General features: G+C 65.0%; 22 protein-coding genes and 1 pseudogene. 15 read left to right on the forward strand and 8 right to left on the reverse strand.

Annotated features, from left to right (window positions below):
* The first annotated feature begins 331 nt into the window (after window positions 1-331).
* Complete coding sequence (katG, locus tag QBK88_RS05620) at window positions 332-2,584, forward strand: catalase/peroxidase HPI (RefSeq protein ID WP_277961266.1); 2,253 nt, start codon at window positions 332-334, stop codon at window positions 2,582-2,584.
* Between the two features lie 55 nt (window positions 2,585-2,639).
* Here katG and QBK88_RS30820 read toward each other — a convergent pair whose 3' ends face one another.
* Both QBK88_RS30820 and QBK88_RS30825 read right to left on the reverse strand, forming a co-directional pair.
* Window positions 2,640-3,344, reverse strand: a complete 705-nt coding sequence (locus QBK88_RS30820; RefSeq protein WP_445764896.1) for a methyl-accepting chemotaxis protein — start codon at window positions 3,342-3,344, stop codon at window positions 2,640-2,642.
* Window positions 3,345-3,497: 153 nt separating this feature from the next.
* A pseudogene (locus QBK88_RS30825) lies at window positions 3,498-4,523 on the reverse strand (HAMP domain-containing protein); the annotation flags it as partial.
* A gap of 209 nt (window positions 4,524-4,732) precedes the next feature.
* Between QBK88_RS30825 and QBK88_RS05630 the strand changes: the two are divergent.
* Complete coding sequence (locus tag QBK88_RS05630) at window positions 4,733-4,930, forward strand: hypothetical protein (protein WP_277961268.1); 198 nt, start codon at window positions 4,733-4,735, stop codon at window positions 4,928-4,930.
* A 19-nt stretch (window positions 4,931-4,949) separates the two neighbouring features.
* On the opposite strand, the gene QBK88_RS05635 is transcribed toward QBK88_RS05630, so the two are convergent.
* Window positions 4,950-5,843: a LysR family transcriptional regulator gene (locus QBK88_RS05635; protein WP_268141909.1), complete on the reverse strand. Its 894-nt coding sequence runs from the start codon at window positions 5,841-5,843 to the stop codon at window positions 4,950-4,952.
* A 103-nt stretch (window positions 5,844-5,946) separates the two neighbouring features.
* Here QBK88_RS05635 and QBK88_RS05640 point away from each other — a divergent pair, with 103 nt between their 5' ends.
* From QBK88_RS05640 to QBK88_RS05655, 4 genes are all read left to right on the forward strand, one after another.
* On the forward strand, window positions 5,947-7,479 hold the full coding sequence (locus QBK88_RS05640; RefSeq protein ID WP_277961269.1) for an MFS transporter: 1,533 nt from the start codon (window positions 5,947-5,949) through the stop codon (window positions 7,477-7,479).
* 60 nt (window positions 7,480-7,539) lie between these two features.
* Window positions 7,540-9,162: an alpha,alpha-trehalase TreA gene (gene treA / locus QBK88_RS05645; RefSeq protein WP_277961270.1), complete on the forward strand. Its 1,623-nt coding sequence runs from the start codon at window positions 7,540-7,542 to the stop codon at window positions 9,160-9,162.
* 270 nt (window positions 9,163-9,432) lie between these two features.
* Window positions 9,433-10,926 (forward strand): catalase KatB, encoded by a 1,494-nt coding sequence (gene katB, locus QBK88_RS05650; RefSeq protein ID WP_277961322.1) that lies wholly within the window; start codon window positions 9,433-9,435, stop codon window positions 10,924-10,926.
* Window positions 10,927-11,064: 138 nt separating this feature from the next.
* Window positions 11,065-11,583, forward strand: coding sequence for an ankyrin repeat domain-containing protein (locus tag QBK88_RS05655; protein WP_445764897.1), 519 nt, complete (start codon window positions 11,065-11,067; stop codon window positions 11,581-11,583).
* A gap of 945 nt (window positions 11,584-12,528) precedes the next feature.
* On the opposite strand, the gene QBK88_RS05660 is transcribed toward QBK88_RS05655, so the two are convergent.
* Window positions 12,529-13,833 (reverse strand): sensor histidine kinase, encoded by a 1,305-nt coding sequence (locus QBK88_RS05660; RefSeq protein WP_277961272.1) that lies wholly within the window; start codon window positions 13,831-13,833, stop codon window positions 12,529-12,531.
* Window positions 13,830-14,570 (reverse strand): response regulator, encoded by a 741-nt coding sequence (locus QBK88_RS05665; RefSeq protein ID WP_268141914.1) that lies wholly within the window; start codon window positions 14,568-14,570, stop codon window positions 13,830-13,832. The genes QBK88_RS05660 and QBK88_RS05665 overlap by 4 nt, the downstream gene beginning before the upstream one ends.
* Window positions 14,571-14,798: 228 nt before the next feature.
* On the opposite strand from QBK88_RS05665, the gene QBK88_RS05670 reads away from it, so the two are divergent.
* The 3 genes from QBK88_RS05670 to QBK88_RS05680 all read left to right on the forward strand — a co-directional run bounded on the left by QBK88_RS05670 (window position 14,799) and on the right by QBK88_RS05680 (window position 16,558).
* Window positions 14,799-15,056, forward strand: coding sequence for a DUF2790 domain-containing protein (locus QBK88_RS05670; protein WP_277961273.1), 258 nt, complete (start codon window positions 14,799-14,801; stop codon window positions 15,054-15,056).
* Between the two features lie 112 nt (window positions 15,057-15,168).
* The gene (locus QBK88_RS05675; RefSeq protein ID WP_277961274.1) at window positions 15,169-15,309 is read left to right on the forward strand and encodes a hypothetical protein; all 141 of its coding nucleotides are present in this window, start codon (window positions 15,169-15,171) and stop codon (window positions 15,307-15,309) included.
* A gap of 31 nt (window positions 15,310-15,340) precedes the next feature.
* Window positions 15,341-16,558: a multidrug effflux MFS transporter gene (locus QBK88_RS05680; RefSeq protein ID WP_277961275.1), complete on the forward strand. Its 1,218-nt coding sequence runs from the start codon at window positions 15,341-15,343 to the stop codon at window positions 16,556-16,558.
* A 75-nt stretch (window positions 16,559-16,633) separates the two neighbouring features.
* Here QBK88_RS05680 and lpxO read toward each other — a convergent pair whose 3' ends face one another.
* Complete coding sequence (lpxO, locus tag QBK88_RS05685; protein ID WP_268141918.1) at window positions 16,634-17,533, reverse strand: lipid A hydroxylase LpxO; 900 nt, start codon at window positions 17,531-17,533, stop codon at window positions 16,634-16,636.
* Window positions 17,534-17,543: 10 nt separating this feature from the next.
* Entirely contained in the window at window positions 17,544-17,876 is a 333-nt protein-coding gene (locus tag QBK88_RS05690; protein ID WP_277961276.1) for a hypothetical protein, read from the reverse strand.
* A 36-nt stretch (window positions 17,877-17,912) separates the two neighbouring features.
* Here QBK88_RS05690 and QBK88_RS05695 point away from each other — a divergent pair, with 36 nt between their 5' ends.
* The 6 genes from QBK88_RS05695 to otnI all read left to right on the forward strand — a co-directional run bounded on the left by QBK88_RS05695 (window position 17,913) and on the right by otnI (window position 24,082).
* Complete coding sequence (locus tag QBK88_RS05695) at window positions 17,913-18,713, forward strand: DeoR/GlpR family DNA-binding transcription regulator (RefSeq protein ID WP_277961277.1); 801 nt, start codon at window positions 17,913-17,915, stop codon at window positions 18,711-18,713.
* 155 nt (window positions 18,714-18,868) lie between these two features.
* Window positions 18,869-19,795 carry an L-threonate dehydrogenase gene (gene ltnD, locus QBK88_RS05700; RefSeq protein ID WP_445764898.1) on the forward strand — a complete coding sequence of 309 codons (927 nt, stop codon included), beginning with the start codon at window positions 18,869-18,871 and terminating at the stop codon, window positions 19,793-19,795.
* Between the two features lie 7 nt (window positions 19,796-19,802).
* Entirely contained in the window at window positions 19,803-21,095 is a 1,293-nt protein-coding gene (gene otnK / locus QBK88_RS05705; protein WP_277961279.1) for a 3-oxo-tetronate kinase, read from the forward strand.
* Window positions 21,092-21,730 carry a 3-oxo-tetronate 4-phosphate decarboxylase gene (gene otnC, locus QBK88_RS05710; RefSeq protein WP_158158246.1) on the forward strand — a complete coding sequence of 213 codons (639 nt, stop codon included), beginning with the start codon at window positions 21,092-21,094 and terminating at the stop codon, window positions 21,728-21,730. Before otnK ends, otnC begins: the two co-directional genes overlap by 4 nt.
* An 89-nt stretch (window positions 21,731-21,819) precedes the next feature.
* Entirely contained in the window at window positions 21,820-23,277 is a 1,458-nt protein-coding gene (locus QBK88_RS05715; RefSeq protein WP_268141927.1) for a GntT/GntP/DsdX family permease, read from the forward strand.
* Window positions 23,278-23,299: 22 nt separating this feature from the next.
* Window positions 23,300-24,082 carry a 2-oxo-tetronate isomerase gene (otnI, locus tag QBK88_RS05720; protein ID WP_277961280.1) on the forward strand — a complete coding sequence of 261 codons (783 nt, stop codon included), beginning with the start codon at window positions 23,300-23,302 and terminating at the stop codon, window positions 24,080-24,082.
* A 1,535-nt stretch (window positions 24,083-25,617) separates the two neighbouring features.
* Here otnI and QBK88_RS05725 read toward each other — a convergent pair.
* On the reverse strand, window positions 25,618-26,244 hold the full coding sequence (locus QBK88_RS05725) for a histidine phosphatase family protein (RefSeq protein WP_277961281.1): 627 nt from the start codon (window positions 26,242-26,244) through the stop codon (window positions 25,618-25,620).
* Window positions 26,245-26,295: the final 51 nt, after the last annotated feature.

Consider the following 26,295-nt stretch of genomic DNA (forward strand, 5'->3'; position numbering starts at 1 on the left):
CCTGGCGAAGATGAAAGTCTTGCTCTATCGGCGCCCAATACCGCGGCTATTAGCCCTATCCGCCAGAGCGGTCTAGGCTGTCTCTACCGCCATCGCGCGTCGGTCGGCGGGAACCTGACAAGGAGATAATAATGACCTTCACGCCTGTCCAGCCTGCCGAGGATCGTGGTCCCGGCACCCTGATTGTCGCCAATCGCCATTGCCCCGTGGCCTCGCCGACCCGCTGATCACGTCGCCGGCCCCGCACCCTATGTCCTTGAAATTGCCCATCCTGCTTCGCGCCTTCGCGGCTCGGGGCAGTTGCACGCAGATGACCATAAGGTAATCAATCATGGCAACCGAATCGAAATGCCCGTTCAACCATGCTGCTGGCGGCGGTACCACCAACCGTGACTGGTGGCCGAACCAGCTGAACCTGAAAATCCTCCACCAGCACTCCGGCCGCTCCGACCCCATGGGCGAGGGCTTCGATTACGCCAGGGAATTCAAGAGCCTGGATTTCGCGGCAGTGAAAAAAGACCTCCTGGACGTGATGACCCATTCGCAAGACTGGTGGCCCGCTGACTTTGGCCACTACGGCCCGCTGTTCATCCGCATGGCCTGGCACAGTGCCGGTACCTACCGCACCGGGGATGGCCGGGGCGGCGCGGGGGCCGGGCAACAACGCTTTGCCCCGCTCAACAGCTGGCCCGACAACGTCAGCCTGGACAAGGCCCGTCGGCTGATCTGGCCGGTCAAGCAGAAATATGGCCGCAAGATTTCCTGGGCCGACCTGATCGTGCTCACCGGCAACGTTGCCCTGGAGTCCATGGGCTTCAAGACGTTCGGCTATTCCGGCGGCCGCCCGGACGTATGGGAGCCGGACGAAGACGTGTACTGGGGCTCGGAGAAGACCTGGCTGGGCGGCGACGTGCGCTACGGCAACGAACAACTGAAGGCGCAACCCCCCGGTGACGGCACCCTGGTGGCCGAACCCGACCTGCACGGCAGCGAGACCAGCCGCACCGACAATGGCCGCCACCTGGAAAACCCCTTGGCGGCGGTGCAGATGGGGCTGATCTACGTCAATCCGGAAGGGCCGGACGGCCATCCCGACCCGGTCAAGTCCGGCCTCGACATCCGTGAAACCTTCGGCCGCATGGCCATGAATGATGAAGAAACCGTCGCCCTGATCGCCGGCGGCCACGCCTTCGGCAAGACCCACGGCGCCGGCCCTGCCGACAACGTCGGGGCAGAGCCCGAAGCCGCCGGGCTGGAGGAGCAGGGCCTTGGCTGGCGCAACAGCTTTGGCACTGGCAAGGGCGGTGACACCATCACCAGTGGCCTGGAAGTGACCTGGACCTCGACGCCCACCCGCTGGAGCAACGAATACCTGGAAAACCTGTTCGGCTTTGACTGGGAACTGACCAAGAGCCCGGCGGGCGCCCACCAATGGACGCCGAAGAACGGTGCCGGTGCCGGCAAGATCCCGGACGCCCACGACCCGAACAAACGCCGTGCGCCCACCATGCTGACCTCGGACCTTGCCCTGCGTTTCGACCCGGTCTATGAGCCCATTGCCCGGCGTTTCCTGGCGAACCCAGATCAGCTCGCCGACGCCTTCGCCCGCGCCTGGTTCAAGCTGACCCACCGCGACATGGGCCCATTGGCTCGCTACCTGGGCCCGGAAACGCCCACCGAAGAACTGCTGTGGCAAGACCCGCTGCCCCAGGCCGGGCAAGCCGTGCTCAGTGACCAGGATGTGGCCGCGTTGAAGGCCAAGGTCCTGGCGTCGGGCCTGAGCGTGGGCGAGCTGGTGTCTACCGCCTGGGCGGCGGCCTCCACGTTCCGCGGTTCAGACAAGCGCGGCGGCGCCAACGGTGGGCGCCTGCGCCTGGCCCCCCAGAAAGACTGGGAAGCCAACCAGCCGGCGCAGTTGGCCAAGGTGTTGCAGACCCTGGAAAGCATCCGCAATGAGCACGGCGCCAAGGTATCCCTGGCCGACCTGATCGTGCTGGCCGGTAACGTGGGTGTCGAGCAAGCCGCCAAGAACGCCGGGCACACGGTCAGCGTGCCGTTTTCGCCGGGCCGGGTCGATGCCTCGCAAGAGCAGACTGATGTGGAGTCCTTCGCTTTCCTGGAGCCCATCGCCGATGGCTTCCGCAACTACCTCAAAGGCAAGTACACGGTCTCCGCCGAAGCGCTGCTGGTGGACAAGGCGCAGTTGCTGACCCTCACGGGGCCCGAGATGACCGTGCTGGTGGGTGGCCTGCGGGTGCTGGGCGCCAACGTCGGCCAGAGCCAGCACGGGGTGTTCACTGACCGTCCGGGCAGCCTGACCAACGACTTCTTCGTCAACCTGCTGGACATGGCAGTGGAGTGGAAGCCGACGGCGGGAGGCACCGACACCTTCGAAGCGCGCGACCGCAAGAGCGGTGAAGTGAAATGGACCGGCACCCGGGTTGACCTGGTGTTTGGTTCTCACGCGCAGCTACGGGCGTTCTCGGAAGTGTACGGCAGCGCCGATGGGCAGCAGAAGTTCGTCACCGACTTCGTCGCCGCCTGGGCGAAAGTCATGGACCTGGACCGCTTCGACCTCGCCTGACCCGGTTCACTGCTACAGGCCGCGAGCACCTGTAGCAGCAACTGCCTGGATGGACTCAGAGGATAAACCGCGCCACCTTGCCGTTCAGGTCGCTGGCATGTTCCTGCAGCGACCTGGATTGCTGCTCGGCATCCAGGGACCCTTCCACCAGGTCCTCGCCCAGGCTCTTGATGGTCACCACGTTACGGGTGATTTCCTCGGTCACCGATGACTGCTCCTCGGCCGCGGAAGCGATCTGCTGGGACATCCCGGAGATCTCGCTGGCCGCTTCGGTGATTTCCTCCAGCGACGCATACGCCAACTGCGCATCGGCTACGCTGCGCTCGGCCAGGCCGGTGCTGTTGGCCATGCGGTTCACCGCATCGAGGGTAATGCGCTGGATGTTGTTGATGGTCACCTGAATCGACTGGGTCGACTCCTGGGTGCGCTGGGACAAGGTGCGTACCTCATCGGCCACCACGGCGAAGCCGCGTCCCTGTTCACCCGCGCGCGCCGCTTCGATGGCGGCGTTGAGGGCCAGCAGGTTGGTCTGCTCGGCGATGCTCTGGATACTGGTGAGCACACTGCTGATGGACTGCGAGTACTCGCTCAGCTCATTGACCACCTGGGTGGCGGCACTGATCTCGCTGGACAGGTCGACGATCGAACCCTGGGTCTTGCGCACCAGGTCCAGGCCCTTGAGGCTGCTGACCGACGACTGCTGGGCCGACACGGCGGTGCGCTCGGCGTTGCCGGCGATTTCCTGGGTGGCCGAGGCCATTTCGGTGACGGCGGTGGCCACCAGGGTCAGTTCCTGCTGCAGGCGTTCCAGGCTCTGGGCCGAGTCGCTGCTGCGGTTCAATACGCTGGTGGACTCCTGGCCGATCTCCACCGCCTGGTGGCGCACGTGGCTGATCAGGGTGTGCAGGCTGCCGACGAACTGGTTGAAATGGCGGCCCAGTTCGCCCACCTCATCGTCGGACTGCTGGACGATGCGCTGGGTCAGGTCGCCGTCGCCGCTGGCGATCACCTGCAGGCCGCGGGACATGGCCCCCAGGGGTTTGAGCAGCCACACGCACAGGGCGTTGACCACCAGCAGTGACAACACCAGGATCACTGCCAGGGTGCCCAGGGCCACCCACAGGCTGCGGTGCAGCGGGGCCAGCAACACATCGTTATCCAGCACCAGCACCAGTTTCTCGTGCTGGTGCTCGATGGGAATCACGTACAGACGCTGCCCCTGGTCGTTGAGCAGAAAGCGTGCGCCATCGCTGGCGGCCAGGCTCTGCAAGGCAGTGGTCGTGAGGGCGGGGTAAAGGCTGTCGACCGGTTTGTCGAGGGCATTCTTGTCGTTGTGGCCCAGGATGATGCCGTCGTGGTCGATGAAGAATGCCGAACCGTTGCCCGGCAGCTTGATCTGTTTCAACTGGCTCAGGATCTCGCTCATGCTCACGTCAGCGCCCAGCACCCCCAGGGTCGCGCCATTGCGGGCCAGCACTTTGCCCAGTGACAGCACATAGCTCTGGGTGGCGGCGGCCACTGAAGGCGTGGAGAAGTACACGTCGTTGGGGGCCAGCAGCGCCTGCTGGTACCACTTCCACTTGCGCGGGTCGTTGTTGTCCGGGGGCAGGGTGGCGCCGTTGGCGTTGACCTCGCTGCCATCGGGGCGGGCCAGGAATACGTTGTCGAAGCCACCGGAAACCTTGGCCTGCTGCAACTGTGCCAACAGCGTGTCATCGCTGGCACCGGCGGTCACGGCGGCCATGGCCATCTGTTTGCTGGTCAGCCAGTAGCTGACGTTGGCGGCAAAGACCTTGCCGGTGTTGCTGACCTGCTGGGAAATGCCGGTCTCGATGTTGTCGCGGCTCTCGATGTAGTGCAGCGCTGTCAGGCTGCAGCCAACCAGCAGCAGTGCGACGCTGGCCGACAGAGCCAGTTTTTTACCTAGGGTCAACTTCATAAAGCACCTTGCTTGGCAGTGCGAACGTGAAGGCGAAACGCATTCAGGGGTTCGTTGCCATGCTATCGGCGCAGGTGTTCAAGGCTGGAGGTCATTGGTCGTGAAAGATTAGTTACCTGGCACCGTTGAACGTCTGGCCGCGCCGCAGGCCACCGGCGCACGTCTATCATCAGAGGGTCTAGCGATTGCACGTGCCGCAGGAGTCGACCATGACCGCAGCCACACGCACCCTCGTCAGCCGTGAGCCCTGGTGGGCAAAGCCGCCCGCACCGGGGCAGGACGAAACCACCTGTGAATGGGGCTGGCTGGAGATCTACTCCGACGGCACCTTCCACTTCGACCGCACCCGGCCCACCGACGAAGAAATTCGCCACCGCAAGGGCTGCCGGGTAGCGGCGGAGCATTGACCCGCCAACGCCTGGCCCATCACGGCCCCAGCACCAGGTGTTCGGCCAGGAAGTCCACGAACGCCCGCAGCTTGGGTAGCGGCTGGCGGCTGCCTGGCCACAGCAGCGAGAAGGTCCCACCTGCCACCAGCCGGTCATCGAGGATGCTCTGCAATTGCCCGTCGCGCAGGTACTGGCCCACGGCGAAGTCCGGCAGGTAAGCAATGCCCAGGCCGCTGATGGCGGCGCCGATCAAGGCTTCGATGTTGTTGAAGGTGAGGGTGCCCGGCAGTTCCAGCGCCGGCAGCCCCTCGCGCCCCTCGAACGTCCACGGCTGAACCTGGCCGTTGCTGTGAAACCGGTAGAACAGGCATGCATGGTTGCGCAGTTGTTCAGGTGTTCCGGGCGTCCCATGCTGGGCGAAATACGCGGGTGCACCTACCAGTACCAGGCGGAAGCTCCCCAGCGTGCGGGCCTTGAGCCGGGAGTCGACGACATCGCCACTGCGGATCACCGCGTCCATGCCTTCGGCAATCACGTCGACCATGCGGTCACTGAAGTCCAGGTCCAGTTCGATCCTGGGGTAGCGACGGGTGAATTCCGGCAGGATGGGCACCAGCATGCGGTAACCCAGCGCCGGCGAGCTGATGCGCAGCCGGCCCTGGGGAGCCTCGCGCTGGGCCAGCAGCTCGGTCTGGGCTTCCTCCAGTTCCTGCACCACGCGCCGGCCGCGGGCATAGAACAGCTCGCCGGCCTCGGTCAGGCTCAGGTGCCGGGTGCTGCGGTTGAGCAGGCGAACCCCCAGGCTTTCCTCCAGCCGCGCCACGCTCTTGCCAATGGCCGAGGGCGATACCCGCAAACGTTGGGCCGCCCCGACAAAGCTGCCCAGCTCCACGGCGCGAACGAAGGCGGTCAGGCCGCCAAGGCTTTCCATGCACACTCCTTTATGGACAATCTGTCCGCTCAGACGGGACTCATGGCCTGTTTTTCCGCGATAGGAGACATCCTATCCTCATGGCCTCGAATCTGGCCACAGGATGTTGCTCATGACCTCTGCACCTGCTCCCCGTTACGGTTTGCTGGCCGTGTGCCTGGCCGCCGTTATCCTGCCGTTGAGCTTTTCCGCCGGCGCCATCGCCACCCCGGCCATTGGCCGTGACCTGGGTGGCAGCCCCCTGGCCCTGGCCTGGATCACCAACGCCTTCATGCTGACGTTCGGCAGCCTGCTGCTGGCCGCCGGTACCCTGGCCGATACCTATGGGCGCAAGCGCCTGTTCGTCACGGGCGTGGGCCTGTACATACTCGTTTCCCTGGCGCTGGGCATCGCCCCCAGCGTGCTGTGGCTGGATACCTTGCGGGCCATGCAGGGTGTCGCCGCGGCGGCGGCACTGGCCGGTGGCTCGGCGTCGCTGGCCGAACTGTTCGACGGTCACGCCCGCACCCGTGCCTACAGTGCCCTGGGTAGCAGCTTCGGGGTCGGGCTGGCCCTGGGCCCGATTTTATCCGGTTGGCTGATCAGTCAGTTGGGCTGGCGCGCGGTGTTCGTCACCGCGGCACTGATCGGTGCGCTGGCACTGGTGCTGGGTGTACGCCACTTGCGCGAGTCCCGTGATCCGGCTGCCGGGCGCGTGGATGGTGTGGCCACGGTGCTGTTCAGCGCCGCGCTGGGGCTGCTGACCTGGGCGATCATGCAAGTGCCGGTCGATGGCTGGGCCAACTCTGCCGTCTGGGGCAAGCTGTTGGCCGCGGCACTGCTGCTGGCCGGTTTCGTGATCAGCCAGCAACGTGCCGCGCGGCCAATGCTGGACCTGTCCCTGTTGCGCTACCCACGGTTCCTGGGCGTGCAATTGCTGCCCATCGCCACCTGCTATTGCTTCGTGGTGCTGCTGGTGGCGCTGCCGTTGCGCTTTGTCGGCATCGAAGGCCGTAGCGAAGTCGACGCCGGCTTGGCCATGCTCGCCCTGTGCGGGCCCATGCTGGTGGTGCCCAGCGTGGCTGCCTGGCTGGTACGGTTTGCCTCCGCCGGGGTGATTTGCGCATTGGGCCTGGTAGTGGCAGCGTTTGGTTTGTGGTGGCTGGGGCGCATCGACGCGGGGGCCCACCCCTTGGCCTGGGTGGCACCGATGCTGGTGATCGGGGTGGGCACCGGCCTGCCCTGGGGCCTGATGGACGGGCTGTCGGTCAGCGTGGTGCCCAAGGAGCGTGCGGGCATGGCCACGGGTATTTTCAGCACCACGCGGGTGGCGGGCGAGGGCATTGCCCTGGCGATCGTCACCGCGCTGAGCAGTGGTCTGATCGCCCGGCAGCTGGGCCTGGCGCTGCCACGTTTGCCCGCGGATCAAGTCGCGCAGGCCGCGCAATACCTGGGCGCGGGGGAAATGACCCAGGCCCGGGCGCTGCTGGGCGCGGCACCGCGCGAAGTGTTGGCCGCTGCTGTCGCCAGTGCCTTTGCCGAGGTCACCTGGGCCCTGATCGCAATCACTTTGGCATCGGCAGCGGTGGTGCTGCTGTTCCTCGCGGAACGGCCGGTGACCGCACAGCAGACGAGCCTGGCAGCCGAATCCGACTGAACCCGTGGCAACGCCTGGCGGTCACTTGCATGTTGCCACCGACCCGACAAGGAGTCCGCCATGCGACCTTTGCACTTCACCAGCCTGACCTGCGCCGCCCTGCTGGTAGCGGCGTGTTCCAGCCACCCACCGGCCATGTGGGGGGCGGGTGACCCCGCCAGTCTGCAGGCACTGCCGCCTGACCAAGCCTACCCGGAACTGTTCGAAGCCGTGCAGCGTGACAAAGTGTTCACCGACCAGAAACACTTCGTCGATGCCTTGCCCAAGCGCGATCCGGCGCGCATCCGCGCCGACTACCTGGCCCAGCGCGAGCGCTCGGGCTTTGACCTGAAAGCCTTCGTGACCGCCAACTTCGTGGAGTCCGGCGAAGCCGAAAGCCCGGCGCCCAGGCCCGGGGCGCCGATCAAGGAACATATCGACAACCTGTGGCCGGTGCTGAGCCGCAGCTACAGCCAGGTGCCCCAGTACAGCAGCCTGCTGCCGTTGCCACAGCCCTATGTGGTACCCGGCGGGCGGTTCCGCGAGATGTACTACTGGGATTCGTACTTCACCATGCTCGGCCTTGAACAAAGTGGCGATAAAGCCCAGGTTCGCCAGATGGTCGACAATTTCGCCTACATGATCGATACCTACGGGCACATCCCCAACGGCAACCGCACCTACTACCTGAGCCGCTCGCAGCCGCCGTTCTTTGCGTACATGGTGGACCTTGAAGCGCGCATCGAAGGCGACCAGGCCTACAGCCGCTACCTGCCGCAGTTGCAAAAGGAATACGCCTACTGGATGGACGGCGCGCAAACCCTCAAAGCCGGCCAGGCCATTCGCCATGTGGTGAAGTTGCCCGACGGTAGCCTGTTCAACCGCTATTGGGACGCCAGCGCCACGCCCCGGCAGGAATCCTGGCTGCAAGACGTGAACACTGCTGAACAGGTGCCCACCCGACCGAAAGAAGAGGTGTGGCGCGACCTGCGCGCGGGTGCCGAAAGCGGCTGGGACTTCAGTTCACGCTGGCTGGGTGACAGCAAGAGCCTGACCAGTATCCGCACCACCTCGATTGTGCCGGTGGACCTCAACAGCCTGATGTACCACTTGGAAAAAACCATCGCCAAGGCCTGCCAGGCCGCGGCCGACAGCGCCTGTACCCAGACCTTCGACCAGCGTGCCCAGCAGCGTCAGGTGGCCATCGAGGCCCACCTGTGGAACAGCGCTGGTGGCTATTACGTGGACTACGATTGGCGTCAGGCCCGGCAGCGCCCGGCGCTGACCGCTGCCACGGTGTTCCCGCTGTACGCGGGCGTGGCGTCCCCGGACCACGCCAAGGCAACGGCCGACGCTGTGCGCAACGGCCTGCTGCGTCCCGGCGGCCTGGCCACCACCCAGGTCAGCAATGGCCAGCAGTGGGATGAGCCCAACGGTTGGGCGCCGTTGCAGTGGGTGGCTGTGCAAGGCCTGAGCCGTTACCAGGAAACCGGGCTGGCGGCGCAGATCGGCACGCGCTTCCTGCACCAGGTGCAGAACCTCTACAGCGTGCAGGACAAGCTGGTGGAGAAATACGACCTGTCCGGCCTGGGCCAGGGCGGGGGTGGTGGAGAGTATGAGTTGCAGGATGGCTTCGGCTGGACCAATGGCGTGACGCTGAAGCTGTTGCAGAAGTACTCGACACCCTACACTGCCGGTAAATAGACTGCATGGTCCAAACGGTACACCCCGCGTAGCAGCGGACCTGGCCGCGTCAGGCCCCACCTGCGGTATACCTGACACCGCGCGGCGTTCATGACGCGGCCAGGTCCGCTGCTACGAGTCCCGTGCAGTAAAATTTTCAATCGGGGGCATAGGGCCTTTCAATTTACGATTTCGGGTTAACCCTCTCTAGGCTTGAAAAGGCAAGCACATCATAAGATCCATGAGGGATTAACTTTGAAAATCAATACCTTATCTGGCCATGCGCTCAGCCTGGCTGCCTGCGGCCTGCTGGCCTGCAGCTCGGCATTCGCCGCTACCCTGACCCGCGACAACGGCGCCCCGGTGGGCGACAATCAGAACTCCCAGACGGCCGGTGCCAACGGCCCGGCCCTGTTGCAAGACGTGCAACTGCTGCAGAAACTCCAGCGCTTTGACCGTGAACGCATCCCCGAACGCGTGGTGCATGCCCGTGGCACCGGGGTGCATGGTGAGTTCGTGGCCACCAGCAACATCAGCGACCTGAGCAAGGCCACCGTGTTCCGCCAAGGCGAGCACACCCCGGTGTTCGTGCGTTTCTCCTCGGTGGTGCATGGCAACCATTCGCCGGAAACCTTGCGTGACCCGCGTGGTTTCGCCACCAAGTTCTATACCGCCGATGGCAACTGGGACCTGGTGGGCAACAATTTCCCGACGTTCTTCATCCGCGATGCCATCAAGTTCCCGGACATGGTTCACGCGTTCAAGCCGGACCCGCGTACCAACCTGGACGACGATTCGCGCCGCTTCGACTTCTTCTCCCATGTTCCAGAAGCCACCCGCACGCTGACCCTGCTGTACTCCAACGAAGGCACCCCCGCCAGCTATCGCTTCATGGATGGCAATGGTGTGCACGCCTACAAACTGGTAAACGCCAAAGGCGAAGTGCACTACGTCAAGTTCCACTGGAAGAGCCTGCAAGGCATCAAGAACCTCGACCCGGTCCAGGTTGCCCAGGTGCAGTCCAAGGACTACGCGCACCTGACCCATGACCTGGTCGGTGCGATCAACAAGGGCGACTTCCCGAAATGGGACCTGTACATCCAGGTGCTCAAGCCTGAAGACCTGGCCAGGTTCGACTTCGACCCGCTGGACGCTACCAAGATCTGGCCGAATGTGCCGGAACAGAAAATCGGCCAGATGACGCTGAACAAGAACGTCGACAACTACTTCCAGGAGACCGAGCAGGTGGCCATGGCGCCCGCCAACGTGGTGCCCGGCATCGAGCCGTCGGAAGACCGCCTGTTGCAAGGCCGGGTGTTCTCCTACGCTGACACGCAGATGTACCGCCTGGGCGCCAACGGCCTGAGCCTGCCGATCAACCGGCCGCGGGTGGCGGTGAACAACGGCAACCAGGACGGTGCGCTCAACACTGGCCATACCACCACGGGCGTGAACTACGAGCCCAGCCGCCTGAACCCGCGCCCGGCCGACCCGGACGCTCGCTACAGCCAACTGGCCCTGAGCGGCACCACCCAGCAGGCGAAGATCCAGCGCGAGCAGAACTTCAAGCAGACCGGCGAGTTGTACCGCTCCTACAGCCCGAAAGAGCAGCAGGACCTGATCCAGAGTTTCGGCGAGTCGCTGGCTGACACCGACACCGAGAGCAAGCAGATCATGCTGTCGTACCTGTACAAGGCGGATCCGGCCTACGGTACCGGGGTGACCAAGGTGGCCAAGGGCGACCTGGCGAAAGTCAAGGCATTGGCTGCGCAGTTGCAGGACTGATCCACGCTGCTCCTGGTAGAACCGGGCGAAGCTCGGGAAGCGGCCTGTGCGTTGGCTGTCAAACACCGCGTTGTCCGCTTCCCGAGCTTCGCCCGGTCCTACCGAAACGGTGCTTCCGGGAGGCTTTCAAGGGTGAGAATTTTTCTTCTGGGCCTGCTTCTGGCCCTGTACACCGGCGCCGTAAGCGCCGACCCGCGCACGCAGTTGCGCGAACTGTTTTTCGACGCCGCCCGCGAAGGCGACCAGCCGCGGCTGGCGACGTTCATCGAGGCCCATTACGACCTGAACATCCAGGACGAAAAGGGTTACACCGGCCTGATTCTGGCCGCCTACCATGGTCAGCAGGCAGCGGTGGAGCAACTGTTGCAGGCAGGGGCCAACCCCTGCGTGCAGGACAATCACGGCAACACGGCGCTGATGGGGGCTATTTTCAAAGGCGAGTTGAGCATCGCCCACCGCCTGGTCAACGCCGACTGCAACGCCGACCAGCGCAACCATGCCGGGCAGACCGCGGCGATGTACGCCGCGCTGTTCCACCGCCAGGACATCCTGCAAGCGCTGAAGGCCAAGGGCGCCGACCTGGATGCCAAGGACGACCTGGGCAATGACGTTCAAGGGCTGGCTCAAGGGCAGTTCCAGGCGCCCCCTGCGCGATGACTAGGAAAAAAAGGGCTGTGCGGTGTACCTGGCGGACCGCGTTGTACCCTTCGCCAGCAAGCTGTGCTCCTACAGGTTTTGCGGGGTCTGCGTGGTACTTGCACGGCCTGGTGGGAGCGTAGCTTGCTAGCGAAAAGGGCCGTGCGGTGTACCTGGCGGACCGCGTTGTGCCCTTCGCCAGCGAGCTGTGCTCCTACAGGTTTGCGGGGTCTGCGTGGTATTGGCGCGTCCCGGTGGGAGCGTAGCTTGCTAGCGAAAAGGGCCGTGCGGTGTAGCTGACGGACCGCGTTGTGCCCTTCGCCAGCGAGCTGTGCTCCTACAGGTTCGCGGGGTCTGCGTGGTACTTGCACGGCCTGGTGGGAGCGTAGCTTGCTAGCGAAAAGGGCCGTGCGGTGTAGCTGACGGACCGCGTTGTGCCCTTCGCCAGCAAGCTGTGCTCCTACAGGTTTGCGGGGTCCGCGTGGTACTTGCACGTGCTGGTGGGAGCGTAGCTTGCTAGCGAAAAGGGCCGTGCGGTGTAGCTGACGGACCGCGTTGTGCCCTTCGCCAGCAAGCTGTGCTCCTACAGGTTTGCGGGGTCTGGGTGGTACTTGCACGGCCTGGTGGGAGCGTAGCTTGCTAGCGAAAAGGGCCGTGCGGTGTATCTGATGGACCGCGTTGTACCCTTCGCCAGCAAGCTGTGCTCCTACAGGTTTTGCGGGGTCCGCGTGGAACTTGCACGTCCCGGTGGGAGCGTAGCTTGCTAGCGAAAAGGGCCGTGCGGTGTAGCTGGCGGACCGCGTTGTGCCCTTCGCCAGCAAGCTGTGCTCCTACAGGTTCGCGGGGTCTGCGTGGTATTTGCACGTCCTGGTGGGAGCGTAGCTTGCTAGCGAAAAAGGGCCGTGCGGTGTACCTGGCGGACCGCGTTGTGCTCTTCGCCAGCGAGCTGTGCTCCTACAGGCTGCGTCAGCCCGGCAACTGCAAGCGCGCGCTGAGGCCGCCGCCTTCGCGGTTGCTCAGCGTGAGCTGGCCACCAATGGCCAGGGTCAGTTGCTGGGCGATCGCCAACCCCAGCCCGGTGCCCCCGGTCGAACGGTTGCGCGAGTTCTCCAGCCGGTAGAACGGCTTGAACACGGCCTGCAGCTCTTCCTCGGCAATGCCAGGGCCTTGGTCCAGCACTTCGATGGTGATGCTGCCATCGCTGGCGCGGGTGCTGCCCAGGCTGACGTCGCCGGCGAATTTCAGTGCGTTGTCCACCAAATTGGACAGAATGCGCCGCAAGGCCTGGGGCCGGGTGTCGACCTGCGCCTGGCTGTTGCTGGCCAGGGCCACGGGCTGGTTGACGTCCTGATAATCGAATACCAGGCTCTGCAGGAACGCGTCCAGGTCGATACGGCAACTGGCTTCGGTGGCGCCGTGCAGGGTGCGGGCATAGGCGATGCCTTCGCGCACCAGGTGCTCCATTTCGCTCAGGTCATGCCACAGCTTGTCCTTCTCCACGCCATCGTCCATGAATTCGGCGCGCAGTTTCATGCGCGTCAGCGGCGTCTGCAGGTCATGGCTGATGGCGCCCAGCAGTTGCATGCGCTCCTTCAGGTAGGTGGCGATGCGATCCTGCATGGCATTGAACGCCGAGGCCGCGTGGGTCACTTCGCTGGGGCCGCTGAGGTCCAGACGCTGGCCGGCGCTGTTGGGGTCCAGGGCCTCGGCGGCGCTGGCCAGGCGGGTCAGGGGGCGGGTGGCCATGCGTACCGCGGCCCACGTGCAACCCCAGACCACCGTCAGCTGAATCAGCAGCATCACCGGCAACCATTGGGGAATGGGCATGGAGGAGGGGTGCACGTCGATGGTCACCGGGGTGCCATCGTTCAGGCGCAGGTGTGCCTGGAAGCGGTCGCGCGGGTCGACGGAGTGGGTGAAGTTCAGGCCATGACTGTTGTTCAGCCCCGTGAGAATAGCCTGGCCGGCATGGGGCAACTCGGCGATGGGCAACGGTTGGCCCGGCGCGCCGTCGCCCAGCTCGAACTTGTATACCTGGCGCTCCAGGCGCGGGATCCAGGCATCACGCTGGTCGGCGGGCAAGTGGTCGAGAATCGCCACGCCGGTGGCCACGTCGCGCTCCATGGTCTTGTGCATCATCGACTCGGAACTGAGGTAGCGCTCCCAATATTGCGCGCCGAACGACAACCCATAAGCCAGTACCAGGCCGGCGAGAAAGATCAGCGACAAGCGTGAGGCCAGGGTGCGTGGCCACGGGAACCAGGGCTTCATGCTGGCGCCCCGAGCACCTGTACCGGCATGGAGAACACGTAGCCTTCGCTGCGCACTGTCTTGATATAGGCCGGCTCGCGGGCGTCATCCAGCAAGCGCTGGCGCAGGCGGCTGACCAGCAGGTCGATGGAGCGGTCGAACAGGTCGGCATCACGCCCCTGGGTCAGGTTCAGCAACTGGTCACGGTTGAGCACCCGCTGGGGGTGGTCGAGAAATACCCGTAGCAGCCGGTACTCGGCGCCGCTCAGCGCCACCAGGGTGTCATGGGCGTCCAACAGGTGGCGGGCGCTGGTGTCCAGCCGCCATTGGCCGAAAGCGAGCAACCGGCCACTGTCGGTGACCTGCAGGTTGGGCGGCAGCATGCGTGTACGGCGTAGCACGGCGTTGATGCGCGCCAGCAGCTCGCGGGCGGCGAAGGGCTTGGTCAGGTAGTCGTCGGCGCCCATTTCCAGGCCGACGATACGGTCGGTCTCGTCGTTGCGGGCCGTCAGCATCAGTACCGGAATGGCCTTGTGCTTGCCGGCGCGCAATTCCCGGCACAGCAGCAAGCCGTCGTCACCGGGCATCATGATGTCCAGCACGATCAGGTCCACCGGGGTGTCTTCCAGTGCCGCGCGCATCTGCCGCCCGTCACCGGCCACCGTGGTGCGCAAGCCATTCTTTTTCAGGTAGTTGCCCACCAACTCGCGAATCTCGCGGTCGTCGTCGACGATCAGGATATGGTCCACGTGCTCCATGACAGCTCCTCTCTGGCGGTTGCGCGCATTCTACCCAGCAGGCGTGGGTTTGCCCGTCTCGCTTTGTATTCCAGTGTATCTGCGGCGCCACAGATACACAGTGGTGCAAAACCGCCGTTTTCAGGCCTCGGGGTGACACATTGGAGATACCCGCCCGGCATTCAATAGCGTCACGGCCACGCAGTTGCAGCGGCCACTTCGATGATTGAATTGCTTGAGGGCACCACCATGAACATCAAAACCATCAGCGCCATCGCCGTCTTCGCCCTGGCCAGCACCGGGGCCGTGCTCGCCCAGGCCGATACTATCCATGACAGCTACCACTATGGCCAGCACCTGGATATCCAGAAAGTACTGGCCGACAACGCCGACGCCTCCCAGACCTGCAAAGTGGTGGGCGCGCACATGACGTACCTCGATTCGCAACACCAGGAACACGTGCTTGATTACCGCCGGATGGCCGAAGTCTGCAACCTGGGTGAATGAACCCCAGCTGAACGACCCGGCGAACGGGCGTAAAGACTCGGTAAAAGCGGTTGCCAGGCCTGCGTCCTTGGGGGGATTCTTGCGTTATCACCCAGCCTGGCAGGGATTGACCATGAACCATTCGACTATAGGCCTGATCGCGCTGGTCGTGATTGCGATACTGGGCCCGGCTACTGTGCTCTATGACCTGTTGCGCGACGGCGAAGACAAGCGACGCGCGCACGTAGACAAGGAGGAGGGCGGTTCCCTATAGTTGCAAGCCTACTTGTTAGGTTGCTATCTATATGTCCGCTCCGCTGTCTGCCGTCAAACCGCGTGCCCCCCTTTGGCTGTTGGTGCTGATCACCATCAGCGGCACGCTGGCCATGCACATGTTCGTTCCGGCGCTGCCGGCCGCCGCCCAGGCGCTGGGGGTAGACAGCGCCGCCATGCAGCGCACCATCAGTGTGTACATCCTGGGCCTGGCGTTCGGGCAGCTGGCCTATGGGCCGCTGTCCGATGGCCTGGGCCGCCGGCCTTTGCTGCTGGTGGGCCTGGCGTTGTACACGGTGGCGGGGTTCTGCGCCGCGTTTGCCGGTGATGTCCATACCCTGGTGCTGGCGCGGCTGGTGCAGGCATTGGGTGGTTGCGCAGGCCTGGCGCTGGGCCGGGCCATTGCCCGCGATGGCGCCGGCCTGGAAGACGCCGTGCGCGACCTGGCGCTGCTCAACCTGATGATGATGGTCGGCCCTGGCTTCGCGCCCCTGATCGGCTCGCTGATCAGTGAGCACCTGGGCTGGCGGGCGATCTTCTGGGTACTGGCCAGCCTGGGCACGGTGACCTTGCTGTGCACCTGGCGGTTGTTGCCGGAAACGTCCACGCCCAGCGGCCAGGTCAGCCTGCGGGCGCTGGCGCGTGACTACGGCCAGTTGCTGCGGTCTCCGGTGTTCCTGGGGTTCGCCGTGGGCGGTGGCTGCATGACCACCGCCATCTATGCCTTCATTGCCGCCGCGCCGTTTATCATCGGTACCGAACTGCACCGGCCCTTGAGTGAGGTCGGGTTGTACCTGGGCATGCTGATCGTCGGCATGTCGGTGGGCAATGCGCTGACGCGTCGGTTGATTCGCACGGTATCGGCAGACCGCCTGCTGCTGCTGGGGGCCTGGCTGAGCATCGCCAGCGCCCTGGGCTTGCTGGCGGTGGTAGCGTCGGGCTTGGGCTCGGTGGCCTGGATCGTCGGCCTGGTCAGCCTGTTCGCGGTGGGCGCGGGGCTGGCCAGCCCGGCGGCCTTGAGCCGCGCGTTGAGCGTGGATGCGCACCTGGTGGGGTCGGCGGCGGGTTTGTACGGGTTCGGCCAGATGGCGGTGGGCGCGCTCTGCACCTACGCCGTGGGCTTTGGTCAGGACCCCGCCTTCGCGGCGGCGTCGGTGCTCAGCGTGGCGTCGCTGCTGGGGCTGACCGGCTTCTGCCTGGGCATGGCGGCCCGTCGTGCCGACAGCGGACAACTTCAGCCCAGCCGCTGAGGGGGCCGAGTGGACGCTGGCGTGCACCCGGCTAATTAAACCGTTAGCGGAAAAAGACTATTGCGTTAGTTGCAATCAAAGATAGATAAACAGCAAAACAAAGACCGCCACTACTGCCCACTTCTCCGCGTAATAACGCATACGGTTGCGTTTTTTCAATGCCTTGCCGCGTTCACGAATGGTGTAGATACGGCTGAACAGCCGGTTGATGCCGCCGGTCTTGTCACCTTCATTGTTGGGCGCGGCGGCAGCCGCCATGACCTTGTAGCTGAACCAGCGGTTGAAGGCGGTGGCCCAGCGGTATTTCAGCGGTCGCTCGATGTCGCAGAACAGGATGATGCGGTTCTGCTCGGTGGTGTTTTCGGCGTAGTGGATATAGGTCTCGTCGAACATCACCGGTTCGCCATCGCGCCAGTGGTAGTTCTCACCGTCCACATTGATGTAGCAGCCAGGATCGTTGGGGGTTTCCAAGCCCAGGTGGTAGCGGTACGAGCCGGCGTAAGGGTCGCGATGGCGCACCAGGCGCGAGCCTGGGGGCAGGGCGGCGAACATCGCGGCCTTGACCGAGCCGATGCCGGCCAGCAGCTCCGTGGTGCGCGGGCACAGGGCACTGGCCGACGGGTGGCTATCGCCATACCACTTGAGGTAGAACCGCTTCCAACCGGTCTTGAAGAACGAGTTGAAGCCGACATCGTCGTGGCCGGCCGACCTCTTGATCTCGCCCATTTCCATCAAGCGCACGCCTTCTTCACGAATCTCTTGCCAGTGCGCTTGCAGTGGCGCCAGGTCGGGAAACTCGCGCACGTCCAGGTAAGGACGTGCCGGCAGGCGGGAGAACAGATACAGGAACGCGTTCACCGGCGCCAGGAAACTGGAATGGTCACTCAGTTGGCGGGTGAATCTGTGGCGCACACGTCCGCGAAAATGAACGAAGGCAATGGAACACATGAACAGGGCAAGGATTATATATTTCATGACGGATCGTTTAGAGAGGACCGAATACCAGAAGCCTGGCCACAATACAGAAGGAAAAGCCGAAATCAGGGCGAAGAAAGCGTCGCCCAGTATAACCGATCAATATGTCGGGGGAAGTAGTGGGCGAAAGTCGCACCGCTGAATTCATCCGCTGTTGACCTCGATCATGGGTGACGTGGATCAGGAAGCGCCGGCTGAAGATGAAGAAAAGATCAGGTATTCCTTCAGGGTCCAATTGTTTCTGTTTTGCGCGTTGTGCGAGCGACCACAGCGGGTGGTACGCCGCCCGCCTGAAGCCGCTGCCGATATTCTTGTCGAAGCAGGGGGGCAGGATCAGTATCATGGCTGCTGCCTGCCCTGTACCCGTCCTGGAGCCCCGATGCCTACCGAGTCCCCCACGCCCAGCAACGGCGCGCCGATGATCCCCGAACAGCGACGCGAACTGATGCTGCGCCAGTTGCGCAAGCACCAGGTGCTCAGCGTGCATCAGTTGATGGAAATGTTCGACTGCTCGCACATGACTGTGCGCCGCGACATCGCCCTGCTCGAACAGGAAGGCCGTGCCTATTCGGTCACGGGCGGGGTGCGCATCGCCAGCCAGGTGCACAGTGAACCCAGCCACGAGTCGAAGGCCGTGCTGGAACTGCCACAGAAGCAGGGCATGGCTCGCCTGGCCGCAGGCCTGTTGAAAGCCGACATGACCCTGTACCTTGACGCTGGCACCAGTACCCTGGAAATCGTCCCGCATATCATCGCCCTGTCAGGCATGACCGTGGTCACCAACGACTTCGGCATCGTTCACGCCTTGGAAGCCGCCGCTCACATCGACGTGATTCACACCGGGGGGCTGCTGGACCACCCCAACCGCTCCTGCGTCGGCGGCCTGGCCGCCGCTACCCTGCGCCAATTGGCCACCGATATCGCCTTCATCTCGACCAGTGCCTGGGACCTGCAACGTGGCCTGACCACGCCGTCGGCCTTGAAGGTGGAAGTGAAACAGGCGGCCATGCAGTCGGCCTCGCAATCCGTGCTGGTCGCCAGCAGCTCCAAGTACGGCAGCTTCGGCATGTACAAGATCGCCGGGCTAGAGCAGTTCGACACCATCATCAGTGACAGCACCCTGACGCCGGGTGCGGTGGAGAGCGTGCGCAAGCTTGGGGTGGATCTGCTCCTGGCTTGACCGAGGGGGCTTGTCCGAAATTTAACCTTTTTTAACATCGGATGCGCTTTTTTGCGTAGGTCGACCCGTTCCTGTTGCAAATATGGTGTTAAAAAATGTTAAATACTGAAAACGCTTAACAAGATTCGATCATGAGCGCATGATCGGGACAGCGCATTCACCCCAGGAGTACTGCCATGAATAACAACAACGTCGGTGTCATTGGCCTGGGCGCCATGGGGCTGGGCATTGCCCGGTCGCTGCTGCGCGCCGGCTTCAAGGTCCATGCCTGTGACGTGCGAGCCGCCGTCACTGAACAGTTCGCCAGCGAAGGCGGCGTTGCCTGCGCCAGCCCCGCGGCCATGGCTGCGGCCTGTGATGTGATCATCACCGTGGTGGTGAACGCCGAGCAGACCGAAACCGTGCTGTTTGGCGACAACGGTGCCGTTGCCGCGTTGCGGCCCAGCAGCCTGGTGATCGGCTGCGCCACCGTGGCCCCGACCTTCGCCGTGGAGTTGGGCAAGCGCCTGGCCGCCCAGCACCTGCTGTACCTCGACGCGCCGATCTCCGGTGGCGCGGCCAAGGCCGCCGCTGGCGAAATGACCATGATGACCTCTGGCCCCGCCGAGTCCTACGCCAAGGCTGAAACCGTGCTGGCCGGCATGGCGGGCAAGGTCTACCGCCTGGGCGACGTTCACGGCCTGGGTTCCAAGGTCAAGATCATCAATCAGCTGCTGGCCGGTGTGCACATCGCTGCCAGCGCCGAAGCCATGGCCCTGGGCCTGCGCGAAGGTGTGGATGCCGACGCCCTGTACGAGGTCATTACCCACAGCGCCGGCAACTCCTGGATGTTCGAAAACCGCGTGCCACACATCCTCAAGGCTGACTACACGCCGCTGTCGGCGGTGGACATCTTCGTCAAGGACCTGGGCCTGGTACTGGATACCGCCCGCGCCAGCAAATTCCCGCTGCCGCTCTCGGCCACCGCCCACCAGATGTTCATGCAGGCTTCCAGCGCCGGTTTTGGCCGCGAAGACGACTCGGCCGTGATCAAGATCTTCCCGGGCATCGAGTTGCCCACGGCCAAGGCCGAGCAGGAGTAAGCCGACCATGAGCCCTACGCCGAACCGCCCGTTGCTGGGCTGCATCGCTGACGACTTCACCGGTGCCACCGACCTTGCCAACATGCTGGTGCGCGGTGGCATGCGCACGGTGCAGAGCATCGGTATTCCCGAGGAAAGCCTGGCCGCTGGCCTGGACGCCGATGCCATCGTCATTGCCCTCAAGTCCCGTACCGTGCCGGTCGCCGACGCGGTAGAAGAATCCCTGGCGGCCCTGGAATGGCTGCGTGCCCGGGGCTGCGAGCAGATCTTCTTCAAGTACTGCTCCACCTTCGACTCCACTGCGGCCGGTAACATCGGCCAGGTCAGTGAAGCCTTGCTGGCCCGCCTGGGCAGCGATTTCACCCTGGCCTGCCCGGCGTTCCCGGAAAACGGCCGGACGATTTTCCGTGGCCATCTGTTCGTCCAGGACCAGTTGCTGAACGAGTCGGGCATGCAGCACCACCCGCTGACCCCTATGGGCGACGCCAACCTGGTGCGCGTGCTGCAAGAACAGACAACCCTCAAGGTCGGGCTGCTGCGCTATGACACCGTGGCCCAGGGCGCTGAACCGGTGCGCCAGCGCATCGCGCAGCTGCGTGCCGAGGGCATCGGCATGGCCATTGCCGACGCCGTCTCGGACGCCGATCTATACACCCTGGGCGCGGCCTGCGCCGACCTGCCACTGCTGACCGGCGGATCGGGCCTGGCCCTGGGCTTGCCGGAGAACTTCCGGCGCGCCGGCAAACTGCGCGACAGCGACGCCGCGCAGCTGCCCGCCGTCAGCGGCGGGGACGTGGTGCTGGCCGGCAGTGCCTCGGTGGCCACCAACGGCCAGGTCGCCGCCTGGCTGGAAGCGGGCCGCCCGGCCCTGCGAATCGACCCGCTGGCCCTGGCCGCTGGCAAACCGGTGGTGGAGCAGGCCCTGGCTTTTGCCCGTGATGCCGGGCAGACCGTGCTGGTCTACGCCACCAGTTCGCCAGACGAAGTCAAGGCGGTGCAGGCCCAGTTGGGCGTCGAGCGCGCCGGTAGCCTGGTGGAGAAGGCGTTGGGTGATATCGCCAAAGGTTTGCTGCAAGCGGGCGTACGCCGCTTCGTGGTGGCCGGTGGGGAAACCTCGGGGGCCGTGGTTCAGGCCCTGGGCGTGCGACTGCTGCAGATTGGCGCGCAGATCGACCCCGGCGTGCCCGCCACGGTCAGCAGCCAGGGCGAGCCCCTGGCCCTCGCGCTCAAGTCCGGTAACTTCGGCGGTCGCGATTTCTTTACCAAGGCCCTCAAGCAACTGGCGGGGGGCGCGGCATGAGCCAGGAAAGCGCACTGCGCGAGGAAATCTGCGACATCGGCCGGCTGCTGTTCGGCCGTGGCTACACCGTGGGCAGCGCGGGCAACATCAGCGCCCGCCTGGACGACGGCTGGCTGATCACCCCCACCGATGCCTGCCTGGGCCGCCTGGACCCGGCGCGCATCGCCAAGGTCAACCTGGCCGGTGACTGGGTGTCCGGTGACAAACCGTCCAAGACCCTGGCCCTGCACCGCCAGGTCTACGACCGCAACCCCGGCGTGGGCGGCGTGGTACACACCCACTCCACGCATCTGGTCGCCCTGACGCTGGCCGGCGTGTGGCGCCCGGACAGCATCCTGCCACCCATCACCCCTTACCAGGTGATGAAGGTGGGGCCCATCCCGCTGATCGCCTATGAACGTCCCGGCTCGCCCTTGGTGGCCGACCAGGTGGCCTTGCTGGCCAACAGCGTGCGCGGCGTGATGCTCGAGCGCCTGGGCCCGGTGATCTGGGAAGCCTCGGTGGCCAAGGCCGCCTACGCCCTGGAGGAGCTGGAAGAGACGGCCCGCCTGTGGCTGATGACCGAACCCAAACCCGACGCACTGGACGCAGCGGCCCTTGAAGCCTTGCGCGTGACATTCGGCGCGCGCTGGTAGCGCGCCGCCTCACCGCTAGCCCTAACAATAACAACAGGAAACCAGAAAATGACTGATTCCTTCTGCCGTTCGTACGGGAGTGCCCGGCCATGAGCCCTCTGTTGCTGATGACCATTGCCGGCGCCGGCATTGCCGTGCTGTTGCTGCTGGTGCTCAAGTTCAAGTTTCAGCCGTTCGTGGCGCTGATGCTGGTGAGCATCGTCGTCGCCCTGGTCGCCGGGGTGAAAGCCCAGGACCTAGTCGCCACCATCGAAGGCGGCATGGGCAAGACCTTGGGCCATATCGCTATCATCATCGCCCTGGGTGCCATGATCGGCCGTATCATCGAGCTGTCCGGGGGCGCCGAGGCCTTGGCCAGGACGCTGATCGCCCGCTTCGGGAACCGGCGCACGCCCCTGGCCCTGACGGTGGCGGGCTTCATGGTCGGTATCCCGGTGTTCTTCGAAGTGGGAGTAATCATCCTCATGCCGCTGGCCTATGGCGTGGCACGTGCGGCCCGCAAGCCGCTGCTGATTTTCGCCTTGCCCATGTGCGCGGCGCTGCTCTCGGTGCACGCGTTTCTGCCGCCGCACCCCGGTGCCGTGGCCGCCGCCGCGCAACTGGGTGCTGACCTGGGGCGTGTGCTGATGTTCGGCCTGCCGATCGTCGGTGTGCTGTGCGTGCTGGGTTATTTCCTCGCCGGGCGCATGACCCGCCGGGTGTACCCGATGACCGATGACATCCGCGCCGAAGTGTATGGCCCGCACGTCAGCAACGCTGACCTGGTGGCCTGGGCCAAGGGCGACTACACCCACACCAGCGAGGCGGCCCACGCCAAGACGCTGGGCCTGGAGGAGAGCGCCAGCAGCCTGGCCGCGCGCCTGCCGGCTGCACCGGCCCCGGGCTTCGGGCTGATCATCGCTCTGATCCTGCTGCCGATTCTGCTGATCCTGCTGGGTACCCTGGCCACGACGCTGCTGCCGCTGGAGTCCGGTTTGCGCAGCGTCATGACCGTGCTCGGCGCGCCGCTGGTGGCGCTGTTGCTGGACACCCTGCTGTGCGCCTGGTTGCTGGGCTCACGCCGTGGCTGGAGCCGCGGTCAGGTGTCCGATGTGATCGGTTCGGCCTTGCCGGGCGTGGCCATGGTGATTTTGATCGCAGGTGCCGGTGGCGTATTCGGCAAAGTACTGGTGGACACCGGCATTGGTGCGGTAGTGTCCGAAGCGCTGCGCAATACCGGCTTGCCGGTGTTGGCCCTGGGCTTCATCCTGACGCTGCTGTTGCGGGCCGTGCAAGGCTCCACCACGGTGGCCCTGGTGACCACCGCCGGCATTCTGAGCCCGTTGATCGCCACCCTGAACCTCAGCGCCAACCACCTGGCCTTGCTATGCCTGGCCATGGGCGGTGGCGGCCTGGCCATGTCGCACATCAACGACGCCGGCTACTGGATGTTCACCAAGCTGGCCGGGCTGAACGTGGGCGATGGCCTGCGCACCTGGACCGTGCTGGTGACGGTGCTGGGCACCCTGGGCTTTTTCATGACGCTGCTGCTGTGGCCGTTTGTCTGACCTGTCGAATACCGGAGTTAACATGCCTCGTTTTGCCGCCAACCTCAGCATGCTGTACCCGCAACATGACTTCCTCGACCGCTTCGCCGCTGCCAGCGCCGATGGGTTCGAGGCGGTGGAATACCTGTTTCCCTATGACTACAGCGCTGCTGACCTGAAGCAGCGTCTGGATGACAACGGCCTGGTCCAGGCGCTGTTCAATGCGCCGCCCGGTGAGTGGGCCAAGGGTGAGCGCGGCACCGCCAGCCTGCCTGGCCGCGAGGCCGAGTTCCGCGCCGGTTTCGAGCGCGCGCTGGACTATGCCGCGGTGCTGGGCAACACGCGCGTGCACGTCATGGCTGGCTTGCTGCCCTCGGAAGCCGACCGCACTCGTCACCACGGGGTGTACCTGGAAAACCTGGCGTTCGCCACCGCCCAGGCGGCCAAGGCCGGGGTCACGGTGCTGCTGGAACCGATCAATACCCGTGACATGCCCGGCTTTTTCCTCAACCGCCAGGACCAGGCGCAGGCCATCTGCCGCGAAGTGGGCGCGGCGAACCTCAAGGTGCAGTTCGATTTCTACCATTGCCAGATCGTGGAAGGCGACCTGGCCGTCAAGCTGCGCCGTGACATGGCTGGCATCGGCCATATCCAGATCGCCGGGGTGCCGGACCGCAACGAGCCGGACGTGGGCGAGGTGAACTTCCCCTACCTGCTTCAATTGATCGACGAACTGGGCTATGACGGCTGGGTAGGGTGCGAATACCGGCCCAAGGGCGACACCAGCGAAGGCCTGGAGTGGCTGCGTCGCTGGCGTGCGCTATAGCGGTCTAGCCGCCCGGGTCTGCTACGAGGTAACTCAGTAGGACCAGGCGCCAGCTCGGGAAGCGGACGCCGCGGTGGGCAGGGTTGTACGCGGTGCTGCCTTCCCGAGCTTCGCCCGGTCCTACAGTGGACCATGTTCGGGCACGTTCCGCGGCCCCCTGTAGGACCGGGCGCCAGCTCGGGAAGCGGTCGCCGCGGTGGGCAGGGTTGTACGCGGTGCTGCGTTCCCGAGCTTCGCCCGGTCCTACAGTGGACCGTGTTCGTGCAGGTTCCGCGGCCCCCTGTAGGACCGGGCGCCAGCTCGGGAAGCGGTCGCCGCGGTGGGCAGGGTTGTACGCGGTGCTGCGTTCCCGAGCTTCGCCCGGTCCTACAATGGATCGTGTTCGGGCAGGTTCCACGAACCCCTGTGGGACCGGGCGCCAGCTCGGGAAGCGGTCGCCGCGGTGGGCAGGGTTGTACGCGGTGTTGCCTTCCCGAGCTTCGCCCGGTCCTACAATGGATCGTGTTCGGGCAGGTTCCACGAATCCCTGTAGAACCGGGCGCCAGCTCGGGAAGAGGACGCCGCGGTGGGCAGGGTTGTACGCGGTGCTGCCTTCCCGAGCTTCGCCCGGTCCTACAGTGGACCATGTTCGGGCACGTTCCGCGGCCCCCTGTAGGACCGGGCGCCAGCTCGGGAAGCGGTCGCCGCGGTGGGCAGGGTTGTACGCGGTGCTGCGTTCCCGAGCTTCGCCCGGTCCTACAGTGGACCGTGTTCGTGCAGGTTCCGCGGCCCCCTGTAGGACCGGGCGCCAGCTCGGGAAGCGGTCGCCGCGGTGGGCAGGGTTGTACGCGGTGCTGCCTTCCCGAGCTTCGCCCGGTCCTACAATGGATCGTGTTCGGGCAGGTTCCACGAACCCCTGTGGGACCGGGCGCCAGCTCGGGAAGCGGTCGCCGCGGTGGGCAGGGTTGTACGCGGTGTTGCCTTCCCGAGCTTCGCCCGGTCCTACAATGGATCGTGTTCGGGCAGGTTCCACGAATCCCTGTAGAACCGGGCGCCAGCTCGGGAAGAGGATGCCGCGGTGGGCAGGGTTGTACGCGGTGCTGCCTTCCCGAGCTTCGCCCGGTCCTACAGTGGACTATGTTCGGGCACGTTCCGCGGCCCCCTGTAGGACCGGGCGCCAGCTCGGGAAAAGGACGCCGCGGTGGGCAGGGTTGTACGCGGTGCTGCCTTCCCGAGCTTCGCCCGGTCCTACAGTGGACCATGTTCGGGCAGGTTCCGCGGCCCCCTGTGGGACCGGGCGCCAGCTCGGGAAGCGGACGCCGCGGTGGGCAGGGTTGTACGCGGTGCTGCCTTCCCGAGCTTCGCCCGGTCCCACAGTGGACCGTGTTCGGGCAGGTTCCGCCAACTCCTGTGGGACCGGGCGCCAGCTCGGGAAGCAGGCAACGCAGTTGATCTGGCAGACCCCTTCCAGAGCTTCTGTCGTTAGCGGCTGTGAGGCGTCGTTTGCACGGCGTATGTGCCGCGGCCAGGCCCCCTGCTGGCGGAGCGATACCGGGTCATGTCGCCGTCTGGTTGTGTAGCTCGGTGCTGGCCTGCAGCCACGCAAACCCGCCATCACGGACGACCAGCACGCGGTCCTGGGGAATCTCGATCAACGGAATCCGCGCTGCGTCCACGCCGCCTCGCAGCGCCAGCACGCTGCGCAGGATACCCGCATGGGCGACGATCACCGTGTCACCGGTCAGGCCTTGCAGCACGGCCTCGACCCGGTCGAACACCATGGGGTAATTTTCCCCGCCCGGCGCGGGGTAGTTCAATGGGTCGGCCCAGCGTTCCTCATAGTGGTGGGGCGCCTGTTCGCGAATCTGCTCCCAGCTCAAGCCTTCCCACTCGCCGAAATGAATCTCCACCAGACGTTCGTCCTGGCGGTAGTCGGCCGCCGTCAGCCCGGCGCCGCGGCGCACGATTTCCATGGTCTCGCGTGTGCGCGCCAAGGGGCTGGCGACAAAGTCCCAGGTCGTCAGATCCAGGGGCAAGGCCTTCAGGCACAGACCGGACCGGGCCGCCTGGCCGCGGCCCGTGTCGTTCAGGGGGATGTCGCGGCGGCCTTGCAAAAGGCGTTGGGCGTTCCAGGCGGTTTCGCCATGGCGGATCAGCAACAGGGTAGGGGCAGGGCGGGACAAGAAAACCTCCACTGAATATCGGGCCGAATGAAGTCGCCCGTATCCTAACGC

This window comes from Pseudomonas sp. RIT-To-2, assembly GCF_029623465.1.
GTDB lineage: Bacteria > Pseudomonadota > Gammaproteobacteria > Pseudomonadales > Pseudomonadaceae > Aquipseudomonas > Aquipseudomonas silvicola.

Excerpts from the sequence above, each read along its gene's own strand:
- katG (WP_277961266.1), top strand. The coding sequence starts at position 332 with ATGGCAACCGAATCGAAATGCCCGTTCAACCATGCTGCTGGCGGCGGT.
- QBK88_RS30820 (WP_445764896.1), bottom strand. The coding sequence starts at position 3,344 with ATGGCCTCGGCCACCCAGGAAATCGCCGGCAACGCCGAGCGCACCGCC.
- QBK88_RS05630 (WP_277961268.1), top strand. The coding sequence starts at position 4,733 with ATGACCGCAGCCACACGCACCCTCGTCAGCCGTGAGCCCTGGTGGGCA.
- QBK88_RS05635 (WP_268141909.1), bottom strand. The coding sequence starts at position 5,843 with ATGGAAAGCCTTGGCGGCCTGACCGCCTTCGTTCGCGCCGTGGAGCTG.
- QBK88_RS05640 (WP_277961269.1), top strand. The coding sequence starts at position 5,947 with ATGTTGCTCATGACCTCTGCACCTGCTCCCCGTTACGGTTTGCTGGCC.
- treA (WP_277961270.1), top strand. The coding sequence starts at position 7,540 with ATGCGACCTTTGCACTTCACCAGCCTGACCTGCGCCGCCCTGCTGGTA.
- QBK88_RS05660 (WP_277961272.1), bottom strand. The coding sequence starts at position 13,833 with ATGAAGCCCTGGTTCCCGTGGCCACGCACCCTGGCCTCACGCTTGTCG.
- QBK88_RS05665 (WP_268141914.1), bottom strand. The coding sequence starts at position 14,570 with ATGGAGCACGTGGACCATATCCTGATCGTCGACGACGACCGCGAGATT.
- QBK88_RS05670 (WP_277961273.1), top strand. The coding sequence starts at position 14,799 with ATGAACATCAAAACCATCAGCGCCATCGCCGTCTTCGCCCTGGCCAGC.
- QBK88_RS05675 (WP_277961274.1), top strand. The coding sequence starts at position 15,169 with ATGAACCATTCGACTATAGGCCTGATCGCGCTGGTCGTGATTGCGATA.
- QBK88_RS05680 (WP_277961275.1), top strand. The coding sequence starts at position 15,341 with ATGTCCGCTCCGCTGTCTGCCGTCAAACCGCGTGCCCCCCTTTGGCTG.
- lpxO (WP_268141918.1), bottom strand. The coding sequence starts at position 17,533 with ATGAAATATATAATCCTTGCCCTGTTCATGTGTTCCATTGCCTTCGTT.
- QBK88_RS05690 (WP_277961276.1), bottom strand. The coding sequence starts at position 17,876 with ATGATACTGATCCTGCCCCCCTGCTTCGACAAGAATATCGGCAGCGGC.
- QBK88_RS05695 (WP_277961277.1), top strand. The coding sequence starts at position 17,913 with ATGCCTACCGAGTCCCCCACGCCCAGCAACGGCGCGCCGATGATCCCC.
- otnK (WP_277961279.1), top strand. The coding sequence starts at position 19,803 with ATGAGCCCTACGCCGAACCGCCCGTTGCTGGGCTGCATCGCTGACGAC.
- otnC (WP_158158246.1), top strand. The coding sequence starts at position 21,092 with ATGAGCCAGGAAAGCGCACTGCGCGAGGAAATCTGCGACATCGGCCGG.
- QBK88_RS05715 (WP_268141927.1), top strand. The coding sequence starts at position 21,820 with ATGAGCCCTCTGTTGCTGATGACCATTGCCGGCGCCGGCATTGCCGTG.
- otnI (WP_277961280.1), top strand. The coding sequence starts at position 23,300 with ATGCCTCGTTTTGCCGCCAACCTCAGCATGCTGTACCCGCAACATGAC.